This is a genomic window from Mesorhizobium sp. CA15 (genome assembly GCF_020165215.1).
GTDB lineage: Bacteria > Pseudomonadota > Alphaproteobacteria > Rhizobiales > Rhizobiaceae > Mesorhizobium.
Genome location: NZ_JAIUHQ010000008.1, coordinates 181521 through 198707 on the forward strand (window position 1 = coordinate 181521; position 17187 = coordinate 198707).

17 protein-coding genes are annotated in these 17187 nt (G+C 65.3%); 9 read left to right on the forward strand and 8 right to left on the reverse strand.

What is annotated here, in order from left to right; all coding sequences use genetic code 11:
• Positions 1-8: 8 nt before the first annotated feature.
• From LB515_RS16045 to LB515_RS16065, 5 genes are all read right to left on the reverse strand, one after another.
• On the reverse strand, positions 9-1289 hold the full coding sequence (locus LB515_RS16045; RefSeq protein WP_224546059.1) for a GNAT family N-acetyltransferase: 1281 nt from the start codon (positions 1287-1289) through the stop codon (positions 9-11).
• Positions 1289-2692, reverse strand: a complete 1404-nt coding sequence (locus tag LB515_RS16050; RefSeq protein ID WP_224708301.1) for a lipopolysaccharide biosynthesis protein — start codon at positions 2690-2692, stop codon at positions 1289-1291. The genes LB515_RS16045 and LB515_RS16050 overlap by 1 nt, the downstream gene beginning before the upstream one ends.
• A 244-nt stretch (positions 2693-2936) precedes the next feature.
• Positions 2937-3389, reverse strand: a complete 453-nt coding sequence (locus tag LB515_RS16055) for a hypothetical protein (protein WP_224708316.1) — start codon at positions 3387-3389, stop codon at positions 2937-2939.
• A 254-nt stretch (positions 3390-3643) separates the two neighbouring features.
• A complete protein-coding gene (locus LB515_RS16060) occupies positions 3644-3853 on the reverse strand; it encodes a hypothetical protein (protein WP_140847420.1) in 210 nt (69 codons plus the stop codon).
• Between the two features lie 52 nt (positions 3854-3905).
• Positions 3906-4178 carry a DUF4242 domain-containing protein gene (locus LB515_RS16065; RefSeq protein ID WP_095767571.1) on the reverse strand — a complete coding sequence of 91 codons (273 nt, stop codon included), beginning with the start codon at positions 4176-4178 and terminating at the stop codon, positions 3906-3908.
• 260 nt (positions 4179-4438) lie between these two features.
• Between LB515_RS16065 and LB515_RS16070 the strand changes: the two genes are divergently transcribed.
• Entirely contained in the window at positions 4439-7006 is a 2568-nt protein-coding gene (locus LB515_RS16070; RefSeq protein ID WP_224708302.1) for a helix-turn-helix transcriptional regulator, read from the forward strand.
• Positions 7007-7108: 102 nt separating this feature from the next.
• Here LB515_RS16070 and secA read toward each other — a convergent pair whose 3' ends face one another.
• On the reverse strand, positions 7109-9841 hold the full coding sequence (gene secA / locus LB515_RS16075; RefSeq protein ID WP_224608089.1) for a preprotein translocase subunit SecA: 2733 nt from the start codon (positions 9839-9841) through the stop codon (positions 7109-7111).
• Positions 9842-10104: 263 nt separating this feature from the next.
• Between secA and LB515_RS16080 the strand changes: the two genes are divergently transcribed.
• On the forward strand, positions 10105-11022 hold the full coding sequence (locus LB515_RS16080; protein ID WP_095767510.1) for a peptidylprolyl isomerase: 918 nt from the start codon (positions 10105-10107) through the stop codon (positions 11020-11022).
• A 60-nt stretch (positions 11023-11082) separates the two neighbouring features.
• On the opposite strand, the gene LB515_RS16085 is transcribed toward LB515_RS16080, so the two are convergent.
• Complete coding sequence (locus LB515_RS16085) at positions 11083-11676, reverse strand: TetR/AcrR family transcriptional regulator (protein WP_095767511.1); 594 nt, start codon at positions 11674-11676, stop codon at positions 11083-11085.
• A gap of 191 nt (positions 11677-11867) precedes the next feature.
• Here LB515_RS16085 and argJ point away from each other — a divergent pair, with 191 nt between their 5' ends.
• The 5 genes from argJ (at position 11868) to LB515_RS16110 (ending at position 15084) form a co-directional block, all read left to right on the forward strand.
• Entirely contained in the window at positions 11868-13109 is a 1242-nt protein-coding gene (gene argJ / locus LB515_RS16090; RefSeq protein WP_224608092.1) for a bifunctional glutamate N-acetyltransferase/amino-acid acetyltransferase ArgJ, read from the forward strand.
• Complete coding sequence (locus LB515_RS16095) at positions 13109-13888, forward strand: GNAT family N-acetyltransferase (RefSeq protein WP_181170685.1); 780 nt, start codon at positions 13109-13111, stop codon at positions 13886-13888. Before argJ ends, LB515_RS16095 begins: the two co-directional genes overlap by 1 nt.
• Positions 13885-14307 carry a (deoxy)nucleoside triphosphate pyrophosphohydrolase gene (locus LB515_RS16100; protein ID WP_140847406.1) on the forward strand — a complete coding sequence of 141 codons (423 nt, stop codon included), beginning with the start codon at positions 13885-13887 and terminating at the stop codon, positions 14305-14307. Before LB515_RS16095 ends, LB515_RS16100 begins: the two co-directional genes overlap by 4 nt.
• Before the next feature lie 165 nt (positions 14308-14472).
• Positions 14473-14793 (forward strand): hypothetical protein, encoded by a 321-nt coding sequence (locus tag LB515_RS16105; RefSeq protein WP_224609545.1) that lies wholly within the window; start codon positions 14473-14475, stop codon positions 14791-14793.
• A 111-nt stretch (positions 14794-14904) separates the two neighbouring features.
• Positions 14905-15084, forward strand: a complete 180-nt coding sequence (locus LB515_RS16110) for a Flp family type IVb pilin (RefSeq protein WP_140847402.1) — start codon at positions 14905-14907, stop codon at positions 15082-15084.
• 18 nt (positions 15085-15102) lie between these two features.
• On the opposite strand, the gene LB515_RS16115 is transcribed toward LB515_RS16110, so the two are convergent.
• Positions 15103-15975 carry a methyltransferase domain-containing protein gene (locus LB515_RS16115; protein WP_224708303.1) on the reverse strand — a complete coding sequence of 291 codons (873 nt, stop codon included), beginning with the start codon at positions 15973-15975 and terminating at the stop codon, positions 15103-15105.
• A gap of 65 nt (positions 15976-16040) precedes the next feature.
• On the opposite strand from LB515_RS16115, the gene LB515_RS16120 reads away from it, so the two are divergent.
• Together LB515_RS16120 and grxC are read left to right on the forward strand one after the other, a co-directional pair.
• Positions 16041-16841: a ComF family protein gene (locus tag LB515_RS16120; RefSeq protein ID WP_224708304.1), complete on the forward strand. Its 801-nt coding sequence runs from the start codon at positions 16041-16043 to the stop codon at positions 16839-16841.
• Positions 16842-16915: 74 nt separating this feature from the next.
• Entirely contained in the window at positions 16916-17185 is a 270-nt protein-coding gene (grxC, locus tag LB515_RS16125) for a glutaredoxin 3 (RefSeq protein WP_095767517.1), read from the forward strand.
• The last annotated feature ends 2 nt before the right edge of the window (positions 17186-17187 follow it).

Below are 17187 nucleotides of genomic sequence, written 5' to 3' on the forward strand. Positions count from 1 at the left end.
CCGCCCATCTAGCGTCTTTTCAGCAGGCTCCGCATGCGGTTGCGCAGGATGCGCGCCATGTTGCGGGTCTCGCGGTAGAGATGCAGTTGCGAGGCGGCCTGACGGGCCAGCCGGTCGGCGTCCGGCGTCAGCCCGATGACCAGCGTGCCCATCGGCTTGCGCTCGCTCCACAGGCGGCTCATCACCGGATGGTCCGGAACCGCGCAGGAATCGGTCATGACGATGTTGGGATCGTCGAGATGCTGCCTGGTCACCTCGATCATCAAAAGCGTGCCCGGCGAATAGGCAGAGAGCGTCTCGTCATAGGCCGTCTTCCAGGTATAGGCGACGCCGGCCTCGACGAAGACGACCAGGCAGGCGATGGTGCGGCCGTCGAGCGTCAAGAGGTGGATGCGGCACATGTCCTGCTCGGCCAGCCTGTGCACGGCCTCGCGGGCGAAGGCGGCGCGGTAGCGGTCGATCGCCATCGCGGTGCGCTCGCGGCCTTTCCAGCCGGCCGCTTCCAGCGTCAGGAAGCTTTCGATGGCGTGGCGGATCTCGTCCGGCCCGCGCGCCACGGTGTGCTCCAGCTTGCCGAGGTCGGCGAGACGCCGCTTCAGGCGGCGGAATTCGCGATAGTGATGCGCGCGCAGCGATGCCTTGAGGTATTCCTCGCCGTCGGCGTCGCTATCGAGCACCGGACGCTCGACCTTGCCGGTGGTCACCATGGTCAAGCCGCGGCTGTCGGCAAAGGAGGTGAGCAGGCTCGCCACCGGACCGTCGAGGCGCATATCGGGCAGCACGAAGACCTTGGGCAGCTTGAGATGCGGCCGCGACAGCATCGAGAAGAAATCCTCGATGACGCCGACCGGATCGTCGCGATCGACCAGCGGCGTTCCGAGCGGGCCGAACGGGCTCGACCATGTGCGCATCACCGGGACGCCGAGCGGGATCGCCGGCCGCTCGACCGAGAACGGCGCCAGAAGCCGAAGCCGGTTGCGGTATTCGTCGCCGTCGCGGATGACGGCCAGCCGCACCTCGCGGTCTTCCAGCCGCGGCATCGCCGGCGCCAGGAAGCGCGGGTTGAAGAAGACGTTCGGCTCGATCGTGCGGGCGCTGAGATAGTCAAGCTCCTCGACGAGGTCGAAGCCGGCCGAGGCCGGATAGATGGCGAGCTTGCGCTCCGGCCTGTTGCTGGCGAAGAGCTCGATATGGGCGGGGTCGACCTCGCGCGCCAGGCCGGCAAGGTTGGAAACCATGGCGCCGGCGGTGCCGCCGCTGGTCTCTTCGAGCAACGGGACGGCGGCCATCAGGCGACTTCCTTGTTTGCGGGCACAAAGATCGCCATCACGATGCCGAGCTTGCGCCAGACGGTGAAGGAGAGCGCGCTGGCCTCGAAGACCATGGCCAGGCTGGTGGCGATTGCCGCGCCCCAGAGGCCGAACAGCGGAATGAGGATCACGTTGAGGCCGATGTTGAGCGCAAGCGTCATGGCATAGACGGCGGCGCAGATGTTCTGGTTGCCGCTCATGGTGAGCAGGCTTTCGCAGGGGCCGACGGCGGCGCGCGCCACGACGCCCAGCACCAGCAGGAAGAGCAGCGGGTAGCCGGCGGTGAATTCGGGACCGAACAGCACCAGCATCGGCTCGCCCAGCGCCAGCACCAAGAGCGCCATCAGCAGCGAGGGCCAGAAGGTCCAGGAGACGGTCTCGCGGGCGAAGGCGGCGAGCCGATGCGGCTCGCCATGCGTGAACTGTGCGTAGCGCTGTGCAACGCCGGCCTTGACCGCGAAATAGACGAAATGCACGAGCGCCAGCGTCTTCACCGTGGCGAAATAGACAGCGACGTCATTGGGGTCGAGATAGGCGCCCACCATCAGCACGTCGGCATTGGTGAGCAGGAAGAAGAAGCCCTCGACCAGGAAGATCGGCAGCGAGACGAGGATCCACTGGCCGAAATGCACCGCCATCGGCCCAGCCGGTATCTTTCTCTCCATGCGCGAGGTGACGGCCATCAGCTGGCCGAGCGTGGTGACATAGGTTGCGGCGATGGAGGCGAAGATCGCGGTCTTGGCGTCGGGCACATAGTGCAGGCCAAGCATCAGCGCCATGAAAGCCAGGATCAGCACCGGCCGCACCAGATAGGTGGGCGACAGCGCCAGCAGCGCCCAGGAATTGGCGCGCGCCAGCCCTTGCAGAAGGTCGCCGAGCGCGATCATCGGCAGACAGATGACACCGAGGATGAAGGGGATGACGTAGTAGTTCTCGATCCAATCCGAGGCGAGCCAGACGCCAAGGGCGCCGAGGCCTGCCACCAGCGTCGAGGCGACGAGCACGAACAGGCGGCTCGCCTGCACGATGCCGCGCAACTCGGCCAGCATGCCGCGCTCGCGATATTCGGGGATGAAGCGGATGACCGAGGTGTGAAAGCCGAGGCAGGCGAGGTTGCCGACGATGACCATCGTCACCCAGACCAGCACCGAGATACCGTATTCGAACGAGCCCATCCAGCGTGCCATCAGCACCTGGCTGACAAAGGCGATGAAGGCGCTGACGATGCGGATGGAGAAGGCGATCAGCGACATGCGCCCGGCTTCGCCGCGCTCGTCGGCGGTGGACAGCACGGCGTCGATGCGGCCAAGCAACGGCCGCATGCGCAGCGCCCAGCGCTGCGGCAGGAACCGCCCGGCAGTCGTTGCCGCGGAAAAGCGCACCCCGAATCCTCTCCGTTTTCCGCCTCTTTCCAAGGTTTCGGTCTATCCGAAACACCTTAAGAAAGGGTGGGTGGGGTGCGGGCTTTTCCTTCTCCCCTTGTGGGAGAAGGTGTCGCCGAAGGCGACGGATGAGGGGTGTTCCAGGGAACGCAGACCTCTCACTCCGCTGGAACACCCCTCATCCGTCTCGGCGCTATCGCGCCGATCCACCTTCTCCCACAAGGGGAGAAGGCTAGAGCGCTGCTCACATCCCCTGCATGGCGTCGCAGGACACGTTCGGGTTCATGTCGGCGAAGGCGCCGGTGGGGTTTTGCTTCCAGGCCCAGACATGCAGCTCGTAAAAGGGGCCGAGGCCGTAGCGGTTGGGCGCCGTGTTGAAGTTGAACAGATGGCCTTCGAGCGAGGCCGGGCCCTTCGCGGTGATGTATTCGACGGCGATCAGCTTCAGCGTGCCGTCGGCCATCGGCTCGTACATCACGGCTTCCGGCTTGGCGAAGTCGACGGCGTCGTCCTTCAGATAGGCGGCGTTGACGTAGTGGATGCCCATGGCGCCGCCGGTGAGGCCGCTGGCGCAGGGGATCGGCGCGTAGCCTTCGGCTTTCGCCACGGCGACGTCCTCGAAGCGGCTGTCCAGCGCCCGCACCTTTTCGGCAAGCGGATTGACGGTTTCGGCCGTGGCCGCGCCCGCCATCAGCATGATGATCGAGGCAGAAGCGCCGACAACGCATTTGATTAAGGTCTGAATGTTCATTTGTCTCTCCAATTGAGGCGCGCAAGCGGCGGCAGTCGGCCGGTAGGCCAACTCCGAACGCCGGCGGCGCCTGTTTGTTAAAGGGATGGTCGCTGATCCCGACCAGAGCGGTTCACCGAACGAACCGCTCCAAGTCTTTGTTTTGCGCAATTCCGGACGGAAAACCGCTGCGCAGTCTTCTTGGAATGCCCGGTGCGGGATCAGCTGTGATGCCACCAATATTCCCAGTATTCGCGCGGGTTTTCCCGCTCGTGCAGGCCGATGTCGCGTCTCAGGTAGTCGTCCTGCGGTGGCAGAAAGCGTCGCCGGTGTCGCAGGGGCGAAAGCAACGCCGACACAGCCCGTCGCATGAAGCCGCGCCGTGACGGGACGATGTCCGCCGCGGCGGATGCAGCCTCGTCTTCTGGCACGGCGTCAGGTCCGCCGGCGACGGGTATGGTCTGCCCAACATGGTCTGCCCGATCAGCGATAAAAGTAGGGGTCGAGGACCCGGACCTCCGTGATCTTGTCGACGGGAAGCGAATTCTTCTGCGCGGTGCTGCGGATCGCCTCCGGCGAGGGCGCATCGTAGATGCAGAAGCTCTTGCTCTTGTCGGGCGAGACGAAGGATTGCACCCAGGTTACGCCTTTCTCGGCATTGCGGGCGATGACGCCGCCCATCGCGGTTGCGCCGGCGTCGTTCATCGGCACGTGCAGCCCATCGGGGAAGGTACGTTCAATCAGGTAACGAGGCACGATCGGTTTCCTTTCATTGTGAATTGCGCTCGGTTCAAGCGCGACCCAGCAGAAATCACCTTCGCGGCAGGCGCGCATCGGAGCCATTCCCCATATTGGCCGGGACGAATCCCTATCTTTGCGACGTTTTTTGTGGAAGATGGCACCTCAGTGTGTGGAAAGTCACATTGTCGCGCCGTTTCCTAGGCTATCGCGGCGGCGGCCCGCCACGATGGAAATTCTGATTTGGCGAGAGAGTGACAATGCTTCTGGAACGGCAGATGCAGCTGCAGCAAATGGATGCTTTGCTGGCGGATGCAACAGGCGGCCGCGGCCGCGTCGTGGTCCTGTCGGGAGAAGCCGGCGCCGGCAAGACGGCGCTGGCCGAAGCGTTCGCAAGCCGCTTGGGCAAGGGTCTGATCGTGCTTCGCAGCGCCTGCGAGGATCTCTCCATTCCCGATCCCCTGGGGCCGCTTTACGATCTGGCGCGCGAGGCGCAGTGGGAGCCGCCGCGAGCGATCGACGACCGCCAGGTGCAGCGGCTGCCATTGTTTTCCGAGGCGCTCGACGTCTTCGAAGCGAAAGGTCCTTGCCTGCTCGTCATCGAGGACCTGCACTGGGCCGATGACGCGACGCTCGATTTCGTGCGTTTCCTCGGCCGGCGCATCGCAAACACGCACATCCTGCTTCTGATCACGGCGCGCACCGACCGCAGCGAAGGACAGATGCGCGTGCGCCGGGCGCTCGGCGAGATACCGGCCGGCAATATCCAACGCATAGAAGTGCCGCTGCTCAGCGAAAGCGCGGTGCTCTCGCTCGCCGCGGCGGCCGAGCGCGACGGCGACGCGATCTACCGCGCAACGGCGGGCAACGCCTTCTTCGTCACCGAGCTGCTCGCCGCCGCGGTCGATGGCGCGTTGCCGGCGAGCGTCCGCGACGCCGTGCTGGCGCGCGCCGAAAGATTGTCGCCCGGCGCCCGCTCGATGCTCGACGCGGTCTCGGTGTTTCCGCGCCGCGCCGATGCCTGGGCGCTGAGCGGCCTTTGCGGGATCGCCGCCGCCGGCCAGCTCGCCGAATGCGTGGCCAACGGCCTGCTCGAGGATTTCGGCGATGGTTATGCTTTCCGGCACGAGATCGCCCGCACGGCCATCGAGATGGCGCTGACGCCCAGCAAACGACGCGAGTACAATGAGCGCGCGCTGGCGGCATTACGGGAAAATCCGCAAGTCGCCACCGCAAGGCTGGTGCATCATGCCGTGGAAGCGCAAAGCCTCGACGTGGTGCGCGAGCTCGCGCCGCTTGCCGCGCGGGAGGCATCCCGCGTCGGCGCGCATCGCGATGCGGCGGGCTATTACGAGGTCGCCCTGCGCTACGCCGATACTCTGCCGATCGAGAAGCGGGCGGAGCTCTACGAGGGGCATGCCTTCGAGTGCCACCTGATCGGCCGCGTCGAGGCGGCGATGGAGGCGCAGGGCCGGGCGCGCCAGCTGCGCCAGGCGCTGGGCGACCGGCTCAAGGAAGGCGACAGCCTCAGATGCCTGTCGCGCTTTGCCTATCTGCTCGGCGATCGCGAGTCGGCGGATCGGTTCGGAGAGCAGGCCGTGGGGCTTCTGGAGACCGCGCCCGACAGCGCCGAGCTGGCGATGGCTTATTCGAACCTCTCGCAACTGGCGATGCTGGCCGAGCGGCTCGAGGACGCCCTTTCGCTCGGCGGCAAGGCGGTCGAGCTGGCGGAGCGGCTCAACCGGGCGGACATTCTATGTCATGCGCTGAACAATGTCGGCGCCGCCGGACAATGGCTGGATTTTGCCAAGGGCAGGCGCGATCTCGCCCGCAGCCTTGGGATTGCGCTGTCGGGCAACTACCAGGAGCATGCGGCGCGCGCCTTCACGAATTGCGCCTGCGTCGAGATGAACAGGCTCAACTTCAAGGAGGCGGCGTCGTTCCTGGATCGCGGCATCGGCTATTGCGTCGAGAACGATCTCGCGACATGGCGCGACTACATGCGCGGCGTGCAGGCGCAGCTTTTGCTTCGCCGCGGCTTGTGGAACGACGCCGCGACAATGGCGCATGAGGTTGTCGACGACGACGCAACGACGCCGCTGGTGCGCTATCCGTCGCTGGTGGCGCTGGCACGATTGCGCATCCGCCGCGGCGACCCGTCGGCCGAGCCGATCGTCGAAGAGATGAGGCGGTTCCTGGACAAGGGCATGGAGCTGCAGCGCCTGGTGGCGTTTGCCCAGGTGCTGGCCGAATCGGCCTGGCTTGGACAAGCCGACAGGCAGGAAGCCTTGCGCCTGATCGCGGTTGCCGAAAATCTCGCGCCGACGCCGGCCGTGTTCGGCGAACTTGCCACCTGGCGGGAACTGTTGTCGCCGGGATCCGAACCCGGCGACACGGACGGCATGGCGGAGCCGCACCGCCTGCAACTGACGGGCGACTGGCGCGCCGCCGCCAGGCTATGGGCCGAAATGGGGGCGCCTTTCGAACAGGCAATGGCCTTGCTGCTCGGCGACGAAGCGGCGCAGCGCGAGGCGCTCGCCATTTTCGAGGACCTTGGCGCGAGGGCGGTCGCGCAGCAGGCGCGCAGCCTCATGCGGGAAAGCGGCATCAGTCACATCGCGAGAGGGCCGCGACAGGCGACGCGCGCCAATCAGGCCGGCCTCACGCAGCGCCAGATGGAAGTCCTGGAACTTCTCGAGCGAGGCTTTTCCAACAAGAAGATCGCCGCGCATCTGACCATTTCGCCCAAGACGGTCGATCACCACGTTTCGGCCGTGCTGGAGAAGCTGGAGGTCATCTCGCGCGGCGAAGCGGCTGCCGCGGCGCGCGCGTCGGGTCTGGTGTGAGGCTTGTTTTCTGCGCCTGAAGGAAACCGCCGGCCCCGGCGCTGCCCCTCATCCGCCCTTCGGGCACCTTCTCCCCGTTGAACGGGGAGAAGGAAATAGGCGTCAGGCGAACGTGCCGTGGCAGTGCTTGTACTTCTTGCCGGAGCCGCAGGGGCAGAGCTCGTTGCGGCCGACCTTGCCCCAGCTCGCGGGGTTCTTCGGATCGCGGTTTTCCGGCGCGACGACGGCGTTGGTATCCTGACGTATCAGAAGCGCGGTCTCGCCGCCTTGGAAATCATCCTCGCCGGTGGAGCCGTCGATATGGCTGCCGAACATCTCGGGCGCTTCAGGCGGCGGCGCATCGGCCGCCTGGCGCACCAGCTCGACGCGCATCAGCTGTGCGGTGACGGCCTGCTCCAGATTGCCGAGCATGGCCTGGAACAGCTCGAAGGCCTCGCTCTTGTATTCCTGCAGCGGGTCGCGCTGGGCGTAGCCGCGGAAGCCGACGACCGAGCGCAGATGGTCGAGATTGACGATGTGCTCGCGCCACAGATGGTCGAGCGTCTGCAGCACCACCGAGCGTTCGACATAGTTCATCACATCGGGGCCGAAGCGGTCGGCGCGCTCCTTGGCGGCGGCGTTGGCGGCGGCCGTGATGCGCTCGCGAATGTCGTCCTCGGCGATGCCTTCTTCCTTGACCCATTCCTCGACCGGCAGGTCGAGGTTGAGGTACTGCGCCACTTCCTCCTTGAGACCGGCGACGTTCCACTGCTCGGCATAGGCGTTTTCGGGGATGTTCTTGGCGACGATCTCCTCGATGACGCCTTCGCGCATCTCGGCAATGGTTTCGGCGAGACCTTCTCCGTCCATCAGCTCGATGCGCCGCTGGAACACCGCCTTGCGTTGGTCGTTGGCAACGTCGTCATATTTCAGGAGGTTCTTGCGGATGTCGAAGTTGCGCGCCTCGACCTTCTTTTGCGCTTTTTCCAGTGCCTTGTTGATCCAGGGATGGATGATCGCCTCGTCTTCCTTGAGGCCGAGCTTCTGCAGCATGCCGTCCATGCGCTCGGAGCCGAAGATGCGCATCAGATCGTCCTGCAGCGACAGGAAGAATTTCGAGCGGCCGGGATCGCCTTGTCTTCCCGAACGACCTCTAAGCTGGTTGTCGATGCGGCGCGATTCGTGGCGTTCGGTGGCCAGAACATAGAGGCCGCCGGCGGCCAGCGCCTTTTCCCTCAGGCGCTCGACGTCGGCGTGGATTTCCCTTTCCCTGGCCTCGCGCTCGGGGCCCTCGGGCATGTCTCCAAGTTCCTCCGCGATGCGCATCTCGGCATTGCCGCCGAGCTTGATGTCGGTGCCGCGGCCGGCCATGTTGGTGGCGATGGTGATGGCGCCGGGCTTGCCGGCCTGGGCGACGATGGCCGCCTCGCGCTCGTGGTGACGGGCGTTCAGCACTTCGAAGTCCTTGAAGCCGTCCTTGCGCAGGCGCTCGGCCAGCTGCTCGGATTTCTCGATCGAGGTGGTGCCGACCAGCGTCGGCTGGCCTTTGGCGCTGGCTTCGCGGATTTCCCTGACGATCGCCTTGTACTTCTCCTCGACCGTCCGGTAGACCTCATCGTCCTCATCCTTGCGGATGACAGGCAGGTTGGTCGGGATTTCGGTGACCTCGAGGCCGTAGATGTTGCCGAATTCCTCCGCCTCGGTCAGTGCCGTGCCGGTCATGCCGGCGAGCTTCTTGTAGAGGCGGAAATAGTTCTGGAAGGTGACGGAGGCCAGCGTCTGGTTCTCGGGCTGGATCTGAACGTGCTCCTTGGCCTCGAGCGCCTGGTGCAGGCCTTCTGAATAGCGGCGGCCCGGCATCATGCGGCCGGTGAACTCGTCGATAATGACGATCTCGCCGTTGCGCACGATGTAGTCCCTGTCCTTCTGGAACAACAGGTGCGCCTTTAGCGCGTTGTTGACATGATGGACGATGGCGACATTCTCTACGTCGTAGAGCGACTCGCCTTTCAACAGGCCGGCGTCGCGCAGCATGTTTTCCAGCTTCTCGGTGCCGTCCTCGGTGAAGATCGTCGTCTTCTGCTTCTCGTCAACCTCATAGTCGGCGGGGCCGAGCTTCAGCATGAAGGCGTCGATGGTGTTGTACATTTCCGAGCGGTCCTCGAGCGGACCGGAAATGATCAGCGGCGTGCGCGCTTCGTCGACCAGGATGGAATCGACCTCGTCGACGATGGCGTACGAGTGTCCACGCTGCACCATCTGCGAGCGCTCATACTTCATGTTGTCGCGCAGATAGTCGAAGCCGAGCTCGTTGTTGGTGGCATAGGTGACGTCGCAGGCATAGGCCTCACGGCGTTCCTCGTCGGAAAGGCCGTGGACGATGACGCCGACGTTGAGGCCAAGGAACTTGTAGACGCGGCCCATCCATTCGGCGTCGCGCTTGGCGAGATAGTCGTTGACGGTGACAACATGCACGCCCTTGCCGGCGAGCGCATTGAGGTAAACCGGCAAGGTGGCGACCAGCGTCTTGCCCTCGCCGGTGCGCATCTCGGCGATGCCGCCATTGTGCAGCACCATGCCACCGATCAATTGCACGTCAAAGGGACGCATGCCAAGCACGCGGCGGGCGGCCTCGCGCACCGTGGCGAAGGCCGGAACCAAGAGATCGTCGAGCGCAGCGCCGTTGGCCAGATCCTGGCGGAACTTTTCCGTGCGCCCCGCAAGCTCGGCATCGGAAAGCGCCCGCATCTCGTTTTCCATGGCGTTGATGGCTTCGACCCTTGGCCGGGTCGACTTGACGCGGCGGTCGTTGGAAGAACCGAAAACCTTACGGGCGAGACCGCCGAGACTGACCATCCAATGGCCCTTTCGATAGCAATTTAGCCGTTTGCGACAGGCACCTGGCGGGCCCATCAAATCCGCGTGAGTGCGGACAAACGCAAAAAGCGCCCGGAAAACGGTTCTGGACGCCAAGTCGTTGGACAGATAAGAGGGGGCTCAATCGATGTCAACGCCGCGTTAGCCCTATCGGCAGCGCCAAATTCCGCCACAATTCGACTGATCTGGAACCCTTCCGCTCACGCGATCCTTATTGGCAATCCCCATTGGAGTTTATCTTGATGTCCCTGTCGATCCGCCGCGCCTCGCTCGCCAGCCTCGGTCTGGCCTTCGGGCTCTCGGCTCTTTGCCTGTCGCCGCTGATGGCGCAAGAGACCAAGCCCGCCCAGCCGGACGCCACGGCGCCCGCGGCTGCTCCGGTCGATCCCAATGCCGTGATCGCCACCGTCAACGGCGAGAAGCTGACCGAGGCCGATCTTCGGCTCGCCGAAGGCGAACTGTCGCAGCAGTTTGCGCAACTGCCGCCTGAACAGCGCCGCGCGGCGGCCCTCTCGGCGGCGATCGAAATCCGCGTCATGGCCAAGAAGGCCGTCGACAGCGGCCTCGACAAGGACGCCGACTTCCAGCGCCGCATGGCTTTCCTGCAGGCGCGAGCCCTGCATGGCGAGGTCGTCGAGAAGGAAGTGGTCGACAAGGTGACGGACGCCGAAGTGCGCGCTCGCTATGACCAGGAGATCGCCAACACGCCGCCGGTCAACGAAATCCATGCCCGTCACATCCTCGTGAAGACGAAGGAAGAGGCCGAGGCGATCATCAAGCAGCTCGACGGCGGCGCCGATTTCCAGAAGCTCGCCAACGAACACACCAGCGACCCGAGCGGCAAGACCAGCGGCGGCGATCTCGGCTGGTTCGGCCCGGGGCAGATGGTGCCGGAATTCGACAAGGCGGCGTTCGCGCTCGACGTCGGCAAATATTCGAAGGAGCCGGTGCAGTCGCAGTTCGGCTGGCACGTCATCAAGGTCGAGGACAAGCGCGCCAAGCAGCCGCCGGCCTTCGACGACGTCAAGGACCAGGCTAAGCAGGCGGTGATCCGCGACAAGTATTTCGCCATGGTCAAGGAGCTGCGTGCGGCCGCCAAGGTCGAGATCCCGGACGAGAAGCTCAAGAAGGACATCGACACGCTGGAAGCCGGCAAGTAATCCGCTTGCGGCTGGATAATTCTGAAAGGGCGCCTTCGGGCGCCCTTTCGCTTTCGGGGGTCAAGCGTTCATTATGCCCCGCGTGATGTAGCGAATGGCGGCGCGGATCGCCGCCTTGTCCTCGTCGAGCCGTTCGGTCAGCAGATGCCTCCAGGCGAAAGAAGCGACCAGGTCGGCCACGATCCCGGCATCGACATCGGCCGCCACCTCGCCGCGCGCCTTGGCGCGCTCGATCATCCGGCCGGTATGGCTGCGGCGTCCTTTTGAATATTCGGCAAGCGCGGCCGCGGCCGTCTCGTCCGACTGCGCCTCTGCGATCAGCGAGCGGAAGATGTTGCCCGACGGGGTGTCGCGCCAATGCGCGAACAGGTTCTCGAGGAAGCCGGCCAGATCGTCCTCGACGTTCCCGGTGTCGGGCGTCTCGACGCGCTTCTGCCGCTGGTAAACCTCGATCAGCAGGGCCGCCTTGCTCGGCCACCAGCGATAGATGGTCGGCTTTCCCGCCCGCGCCCGCCGGGCGACGGCCTCGATCGAGAAGCCGGCATAGCCCGCCTCGCGCAACACCGCCTCGGCGGCGTTGAGGATGGCATCGGCGCTCTCGGGACTGCGTTTTGCGCCGATCGACTTGCGCCCGCGAGCGGCGGCTTCGCCCATCGAGGTCTTCCTTGGTCGGTGAATCTGCGGCCGATCATATTGGCTTCGGTGACGAAACGAAACGACGTGTTTCCAATTGCAAGGCCGCCGGCCAAGCCGGCAAGGCGCGGCCAGAACGCCTCTTGCGCCGGCGCGCGCTATCGGGCAAACCGGCTTCCTTCCTTTCGTGTTCTTGCCGCTCCGGGATACCGATGTCTGCTACGATTTCGCCGCTCGCACCGAAGAAATATCCGAAGATGCCGGTCATCGAGGGTGTGCGCATCGCGACCGCCGAAGCCGGTATCAAGTACCGCAACAGAACCGACCTGCTGGCCATGGCCTTCGATCCGGGCACGGCTGTCGCCGGCGTGTTCACCAGGTCGAAATGTCCGTCGGCGCCCGTCGACTTCTGCCGTCAGAACCTGCCCGCCGGCAAGGCGCGTGTCCTGGTGGTCAATTCCGGCAATGCCAACGCCTTCACGGGCAAGAAGGGCCAGGCTTCGACCGCGCTGACCGGCGAGGCGGCGGCGAAGGCCGCCGGATGTTCGCAGAGCGAGGTGTTCCTGGCCTCGACCGGCGTCATCGGCGAGCCGCTCGACACGACCAGATTCAGCCATCTGCTCGCCGGCCTGATCAAGGACGGCAGGCCGGATCAGTGGACCGAGGCGGCCAAGGCGATCATGACCACGGACACCTATCCGAAGGTGGCGACGGCGACGGTCAAACTCGGCGACACCGACGTCACCATCAACGGCATCGCCAAGGGCGCCGGCATGATAGCGCCCGACATGGCGACGATGCTCTCCTTCATTGCCACCGACGCGCCGATCGCAGCTCCCGTGCTACAGGACCTGCTGTCGCGCGGCACGGCCAAGACCTTCAATGCGGTGACCGTCGACAGCGACACCTCGACCAGCGACACGCTGCTCTTCTTCGCCACCGGCAAGGCCGCGGCGCGCGGCGCGCCGGCGATCGGCGATCCCAAGGATGCGCGGCTCGGCGCCTTCCGCCGGGCGCTCGGCAAGGTGCTGAAGTCGCTGGCGCTGCAGGTGGTGCGCGACGGCGAGGGCGCGCGCAAGCAGGTCGAGGTCACCGTCACCGGCGCGAAGTCCGCCCGCTCGGCCAAGCGCATCGCGCTCTCGATCGCCAATTCGCCTCTGGTCAAGACGGCCGTCGCCGGCGAGGACGCCAATTGGGGCCGCGTGGTCATGGCCGTCGGCAAGGCCGGCGAGCCGGCCGACCGCGACCGGCTGTCGATCTGGTTCGGCGACAACCGCCTGGCGCATGAGGGCGAGCGCGATCCGGCCTATTCGGAGGAAGCGACCTCGGCCTATATGAAGCGCGACGATATCCGCATCCGCGCCGATCTCGGCATCGGCCGCGGCAAGGCGACGGTGTGGACCTGCGACCTCACCAAGGAATATGTCGCCATCAATGGCGATTACCGGAGCTGATGGCGCCGGTGTCGAGGCATCCGGCAAGCGTGCTCGCGGTTGTGCGTCGCTACGAGGCGGCGGGTTTTCGCGCCTGGCCGGCGGCCGCCGTCCATTATGACGGGACCTGGGTCGTGCGGCTGACCGCAGGTCTCCCCGCCAAGCGCCTCAACTCCGTCAATCCGCTCGATCCGGGCGACACTCACGCCATCGAAGAGCGCATCGGCCGCGCCGCAAGACGCTTCGACGCCTATGGCAGGCCGCTCACCTTTCGCATGTCGCCGCTGTCGGGACAGGTCTTGTCCACGCATCTCGACAAGGCCGGCTGGAACATGTTCGACGAATCCCTGGTGATGCGGTTGCCGCTGAAGGAGGTCGAGCTTGGCGCGGCCATGGACCAGATTCCGCTCAAGGACATCAGCCGTTTCATCGGCGCTTCGCTGAGGACGAGCGGCTCGGACGCCTCGCTGCGGCCCGGCCTGTCAGAGGTGATCGGCGCCATCCAGCCGGAAGCGGGGCTGTTCGCGCTCGAGGACGGCAACGAGCCGCTGGCGACGCTGATCTGCGTTCATGACGGCGATCTCGCGGGTCTGTTCGAGGTCGCCACCGAAAAGTCGGCGCGCAAGAAGGGCCATGGCCGCAATCTCATCCTGTCGGCGCTGAAATGGGCACGGCTGCGCGGCGCGCGCGAGGCCTGGCTACAGGTCGAGGCCGGCAATGCGCCGGCGCTCTCGCTCTACCGGTCGCTCGGCTTCGAGGAAGTCTATCGCTACCACTATCGTCGGCCGCCGGGCGCATGAGCGAGGTCAAGCCGGCCGGAAAGCGACTGCTGCTGGTCGCCGCCTGCGCGCTGGTCGATACCGACCGGCGCGTGCTTCTGGCGCAGCGCCCGGAAGGCAAGCAGCTTGCCGGCCTGTGGGAGTTTCCAGGCGGCAAGGTCGAGCCCGGCGAGACGCCGGAGGAGTGCCTGGTGCGCGAACTGCATGAGGAACTCGGCATCGAAACCGAGATTCCGTGCCTGGCGCCGCTCACCTTCGCCAGCTACTCCTATGACGATTTCCATCTCTTGATGCCGCTCTATGTCTGCCGCCGCTTTCGTGGTATCGCGCAGCCCAGGGAAGGCCAGGGGCTCAAATGGGTCAGGCCGCGGCAGATGCGCGACTATCCGATGCCGCCGGCCGACGCGCCGCTGATCCAGTTCCTCATCGATCTTTTGTAGTTTCGCGCCGACTTGGCGGCAGGTCGGCGTTTCCCGGGCGGCCGAGTGTTTCCGCACGTTTCCGGGAGCTGGTTTAGTCAGCATTAATGGAAGATTTATCCCGACGTGAAAAATTGCGCGAGGCCGCTTCGCGCGGCGATGTCGTCGATGACTGGGAAACACGGCATGAGCCTTGAAAGAGACTGGGATTCGATCCGACCCGACCGGGGATTTCGCGCGGTGGACGCCGGCATGGGCATCCTGCGGATCACGCTTCTCTTCGGCTCGGCAGCGGTGGCGCTGGCGCTGATCGCAACGCCTTTCCTGGACAACCAGGCCCGGCCGCAGAGCGTTCGCGACGGCTTCGCGGGCGGGCTCGACATGACCGCGACCGGATCGATCGGCCATCGCCCCAATACATATACGGTGCGCCGCAGCGTGCTGCAGCCCTTGCCCAGTTCAATCTGCGTCATCCGCAACGACGGCAGCCGCAGCGGCGAGTGCTGACTTGGTTAATGATTTTCCGGCGCGGCGGCGTTTCACTCGCTGTTAAGCTTTTGCCGTTAACCTTTCTTAACGGGTAGGACATTAGAGTTTCTGCATGAGGGATCGATGATCATGAAAAACCTGCTGCAGCAATTCATCCAAGACGAAACGGGCGCTACGGCCGTCGAATATGGTCTGATCGTCGCGGTGTTGTCGCTGGCCATCGTTGCCGGGGTCAAACAGGCGGCAGACGGGCTGGTGTGGCTGTTCACCGACAACAACAGCAAGCTTGCCAACGCCTTCGCTCACTGACGGCATCACGGGGGGCGCTCAGGTCCTGGACGGGTTCTCCAGGACCGCCTTGAGCGAGACCTTGCCGGATCCCGGCTTGAGCGGCTTTTGCTGCGAGGCGTCGGGCGCCCAGCCGGACATCCAGACAATCGAAAAACTCGCGCGGATACGGCCATCCGGATCCGCGAACCGTTCGGCGTAGAGCTCCGCGGCGCGGGCAAAAAGCCGTCTGCCGGCCGGCCTGCGGCTGCGATCGACGAGCGCGTTTGTTTCGCCCATGGCGCGCAGGTCGGCGGCGAGGTCGAACAGCGTGTCGTAGCGCACCGCGACCGTTTCGACATCGGCGACCGGCAAGGCCAGGCCGGCGCGCTGCAACAGCGCGCCGGCGTCGCGCACGTCGGTGAAGGGAAGGATGCGCGGGCTTGCGCCGCCGTAAAGCTCCGTCTCGGCCGCCAGCATGCTCTCGCGCAATTCCGCCAATGTGCCCGCGCCGGCGAAAGCGCCGAGGAAAAGCCCGTCCGGTCGCAACGCCCGGCGGATTTGCGCAAGCACGCCGGGAATGTCGTTCATCGCATGCATCGAGAGCAGGGAGACGACGAGATCGAGGCTAGCCTCCTCGAACGGCACGGTCTCAGGCGGCGCTACCAGGCCGGTGCCGCCGGCCAGAAGCGCTTCGTCCATCTCGACGCGCACGATCTCGCTGACCTTGCCGCTGCCGGCAAGCACGTCCACCGCCGCTGAAGTCTGACAGAACAGCGCGGCCGCCTTGCCGAAGCGGCGTTCGACGGCGCCCAGCCGGTCGACAAGGTCCTCCGCGGCGCGGCGCATCAGGAAATCGGCGCCTTCGACGGGGCGCGCGAGTGCCCGGCGCTTGCGAGCGAGCCAGAGCTCGGTGTCGATCAAGGGCTGCAATGAAAAGCTTCCTGTTGTCCGCGCGTGCTGGAGTGGTGTTAAGGTGGCGCGGGGTTTCCTTTCACGTGGCCGATCCGGTGCACAAGATCAAGACCACAGCGGTCCAGGATATGACGCGGCAGGCACTGGCCTGGCCGGCGCGGCTGTTGTTTCCGCCGGTTTGCGCCGGCTGCCGTCGTCATGTGTCGCAACCCGGCGTGCTGTGCGGCGCCTGCTGGCCGAAGCTTAGGCTGCTGGAAAAACCCTGGTGCCCGGTGATGGGCACGCCCTTCACGCATGACATGGGCGAGGGGTTTCTTTCCGCCGAGGCGATCGCCGATCCGCCGCCCTTCGAGCGGGCGCGGGCCGCCGTCCTCTATTCGGGTGTCGCGCGGCAGATGGTGCAGGGGCTGAAATATCAGGACCGAACCGACCTAGCGCCCTGGATGGCGAACTGGATGATGCGGGCCGGCGCCGAGCTGATTGCGGAGGCCGACCTGGTCGTGCCGGTGCCGTTGCACTGGCGGCGCTTCTTCCGGCGCCAGTTCAACCAGTCCGCGGAACTCGGTCGGGCCGTTGCAAAGCTCGGCGGGCTGCCCTTCTCGCCATCCGCGGTCAGGCGCGTGAAGTTGACGCGCCAGCAGGTCGGGCTCGAACGGCACGAGCGCGAGGAGAATGTGCGCGCCGCTTTTCGCGTGCCGCCGGACGCTGAAATCGAGATAGCGGGGCGCCGGGTGCTCGTGGTCGACGATGTCTATACCACCGGCGCAACGGTGCGGGCCGTCGCCAAGGCGCTGAAGAAAGGCGGCGCCGGAGCGGTCGACGTTCTGACCTTCGCGCGCGTTCTGCCGGGGGACTTCCGAGCCGATGAGTCTGCAACTATATAGTGCTTAAGTTGTTGTTTCGGTGCAGGTCGTTTACGCACAAGCGTTGGGCGACGTGCACAGGCAGGATTTTGCTGATGGTCGATGTGACGATCTATACGCGCATGATGTGCGGCTATTGCACGGCCGCCAAGCGGTTGCTCGAGCGCAAGGGTGTGACCTATACCGAGCACGACGCTTCATTCTCGCCGGCATTGCGTCAGGAAATGATTTCACGGGCACATGGGCGTACCACTTTTCCGCAGATATTCATCGGCGACACGCATGTCGGCGGCTGCGATGACCTCCATGAACTGGAGTCGCAGGGCCGGCTGGATGTGCTGCTTGCCAACGAAGCGAGGGCTTGATC

Coding starts and splice junctions, on each gene's coding strand:
- LB515_RS16045 (WP_224546059.1), bottom strand. CDS start 1,289: ATGGCCGCCGTCCCGTTGCTCGAAGAGACCAGCGGCGGCACCGCCGGC.
- LB515_RS16055 (WP_224708316.1), bottom strand. CDS start 3,389: ATGCTGATGGCGGGCGCGGCCACGGCCGAAACCGTCAATCCGCTTGCC.
- LB515_RS16070 (WP_224708302.1), top strand. CDS start 4,439: ATGCAGCTGCAGCAAATGGATGCTTTGCTGGCGGATGCAACAGGCGGC.
- secA (WP_224608089.1), bottom strand. CDS start 9,841: ATGGTCAGTCTCGGCGGTCTCGCCCGTAAGGTTTTCGGTTCTTCCAAC.
- LB515_RS16080 (WP_095767510.1), top strand. CDS start 10,105: ATGTCCCTGTCGATCCGCCGCGCCTCGCTCGCCAGCCTCGGTCTGGCC.
- LB515_RS16085 (WP_095767511.1), bottom strand. CDS start 11,676: ATGGGCGAAGCCGCCGCTCGCGGGCGCAAGTCGATCGGCGCAAAACGC.
- argJ (WP_224608092.1), top strand. CDS start 11,868: ATGTCTGCTACGATTTCGCCGCTCGCACCGAAGAAATATCCGAAGATG.
- LB515_RS16095 (WP_181170685.1), top strand. CDS start 13,109: ATGGCGCCGGTGTCGAGGCATCCGGCAAGCGTGCTCGCGGTTGTGCGT.
- LB515_RS16100 (WP_140847406.1), top strand. CDS start 13,885: ATGAGCGAGGTCAAGCCGGCCGGAAAGCGACTGCTGCTGGTCGCCGCC.
- LB515_RS16105 (WP_224609545.1), top strand. CDS start 14,473: ATGAGCCTTGAAAGAGACTGGGATTCGATCCGACCCGACCGGGGATTT.
- LB515_RS16110 (WP_140847402.1), top strand. CDS start 14,905: ATGAAAAACCTGCTGCAGCAATTCATCCAAGACGAAACGGGCGCTACG.
- grxC (WP_095767517.1), top strand. CDS start 16,916: ATGGTCGATGTGACGATCTATACGCGCATGATGTGCGGCTATTGCACG.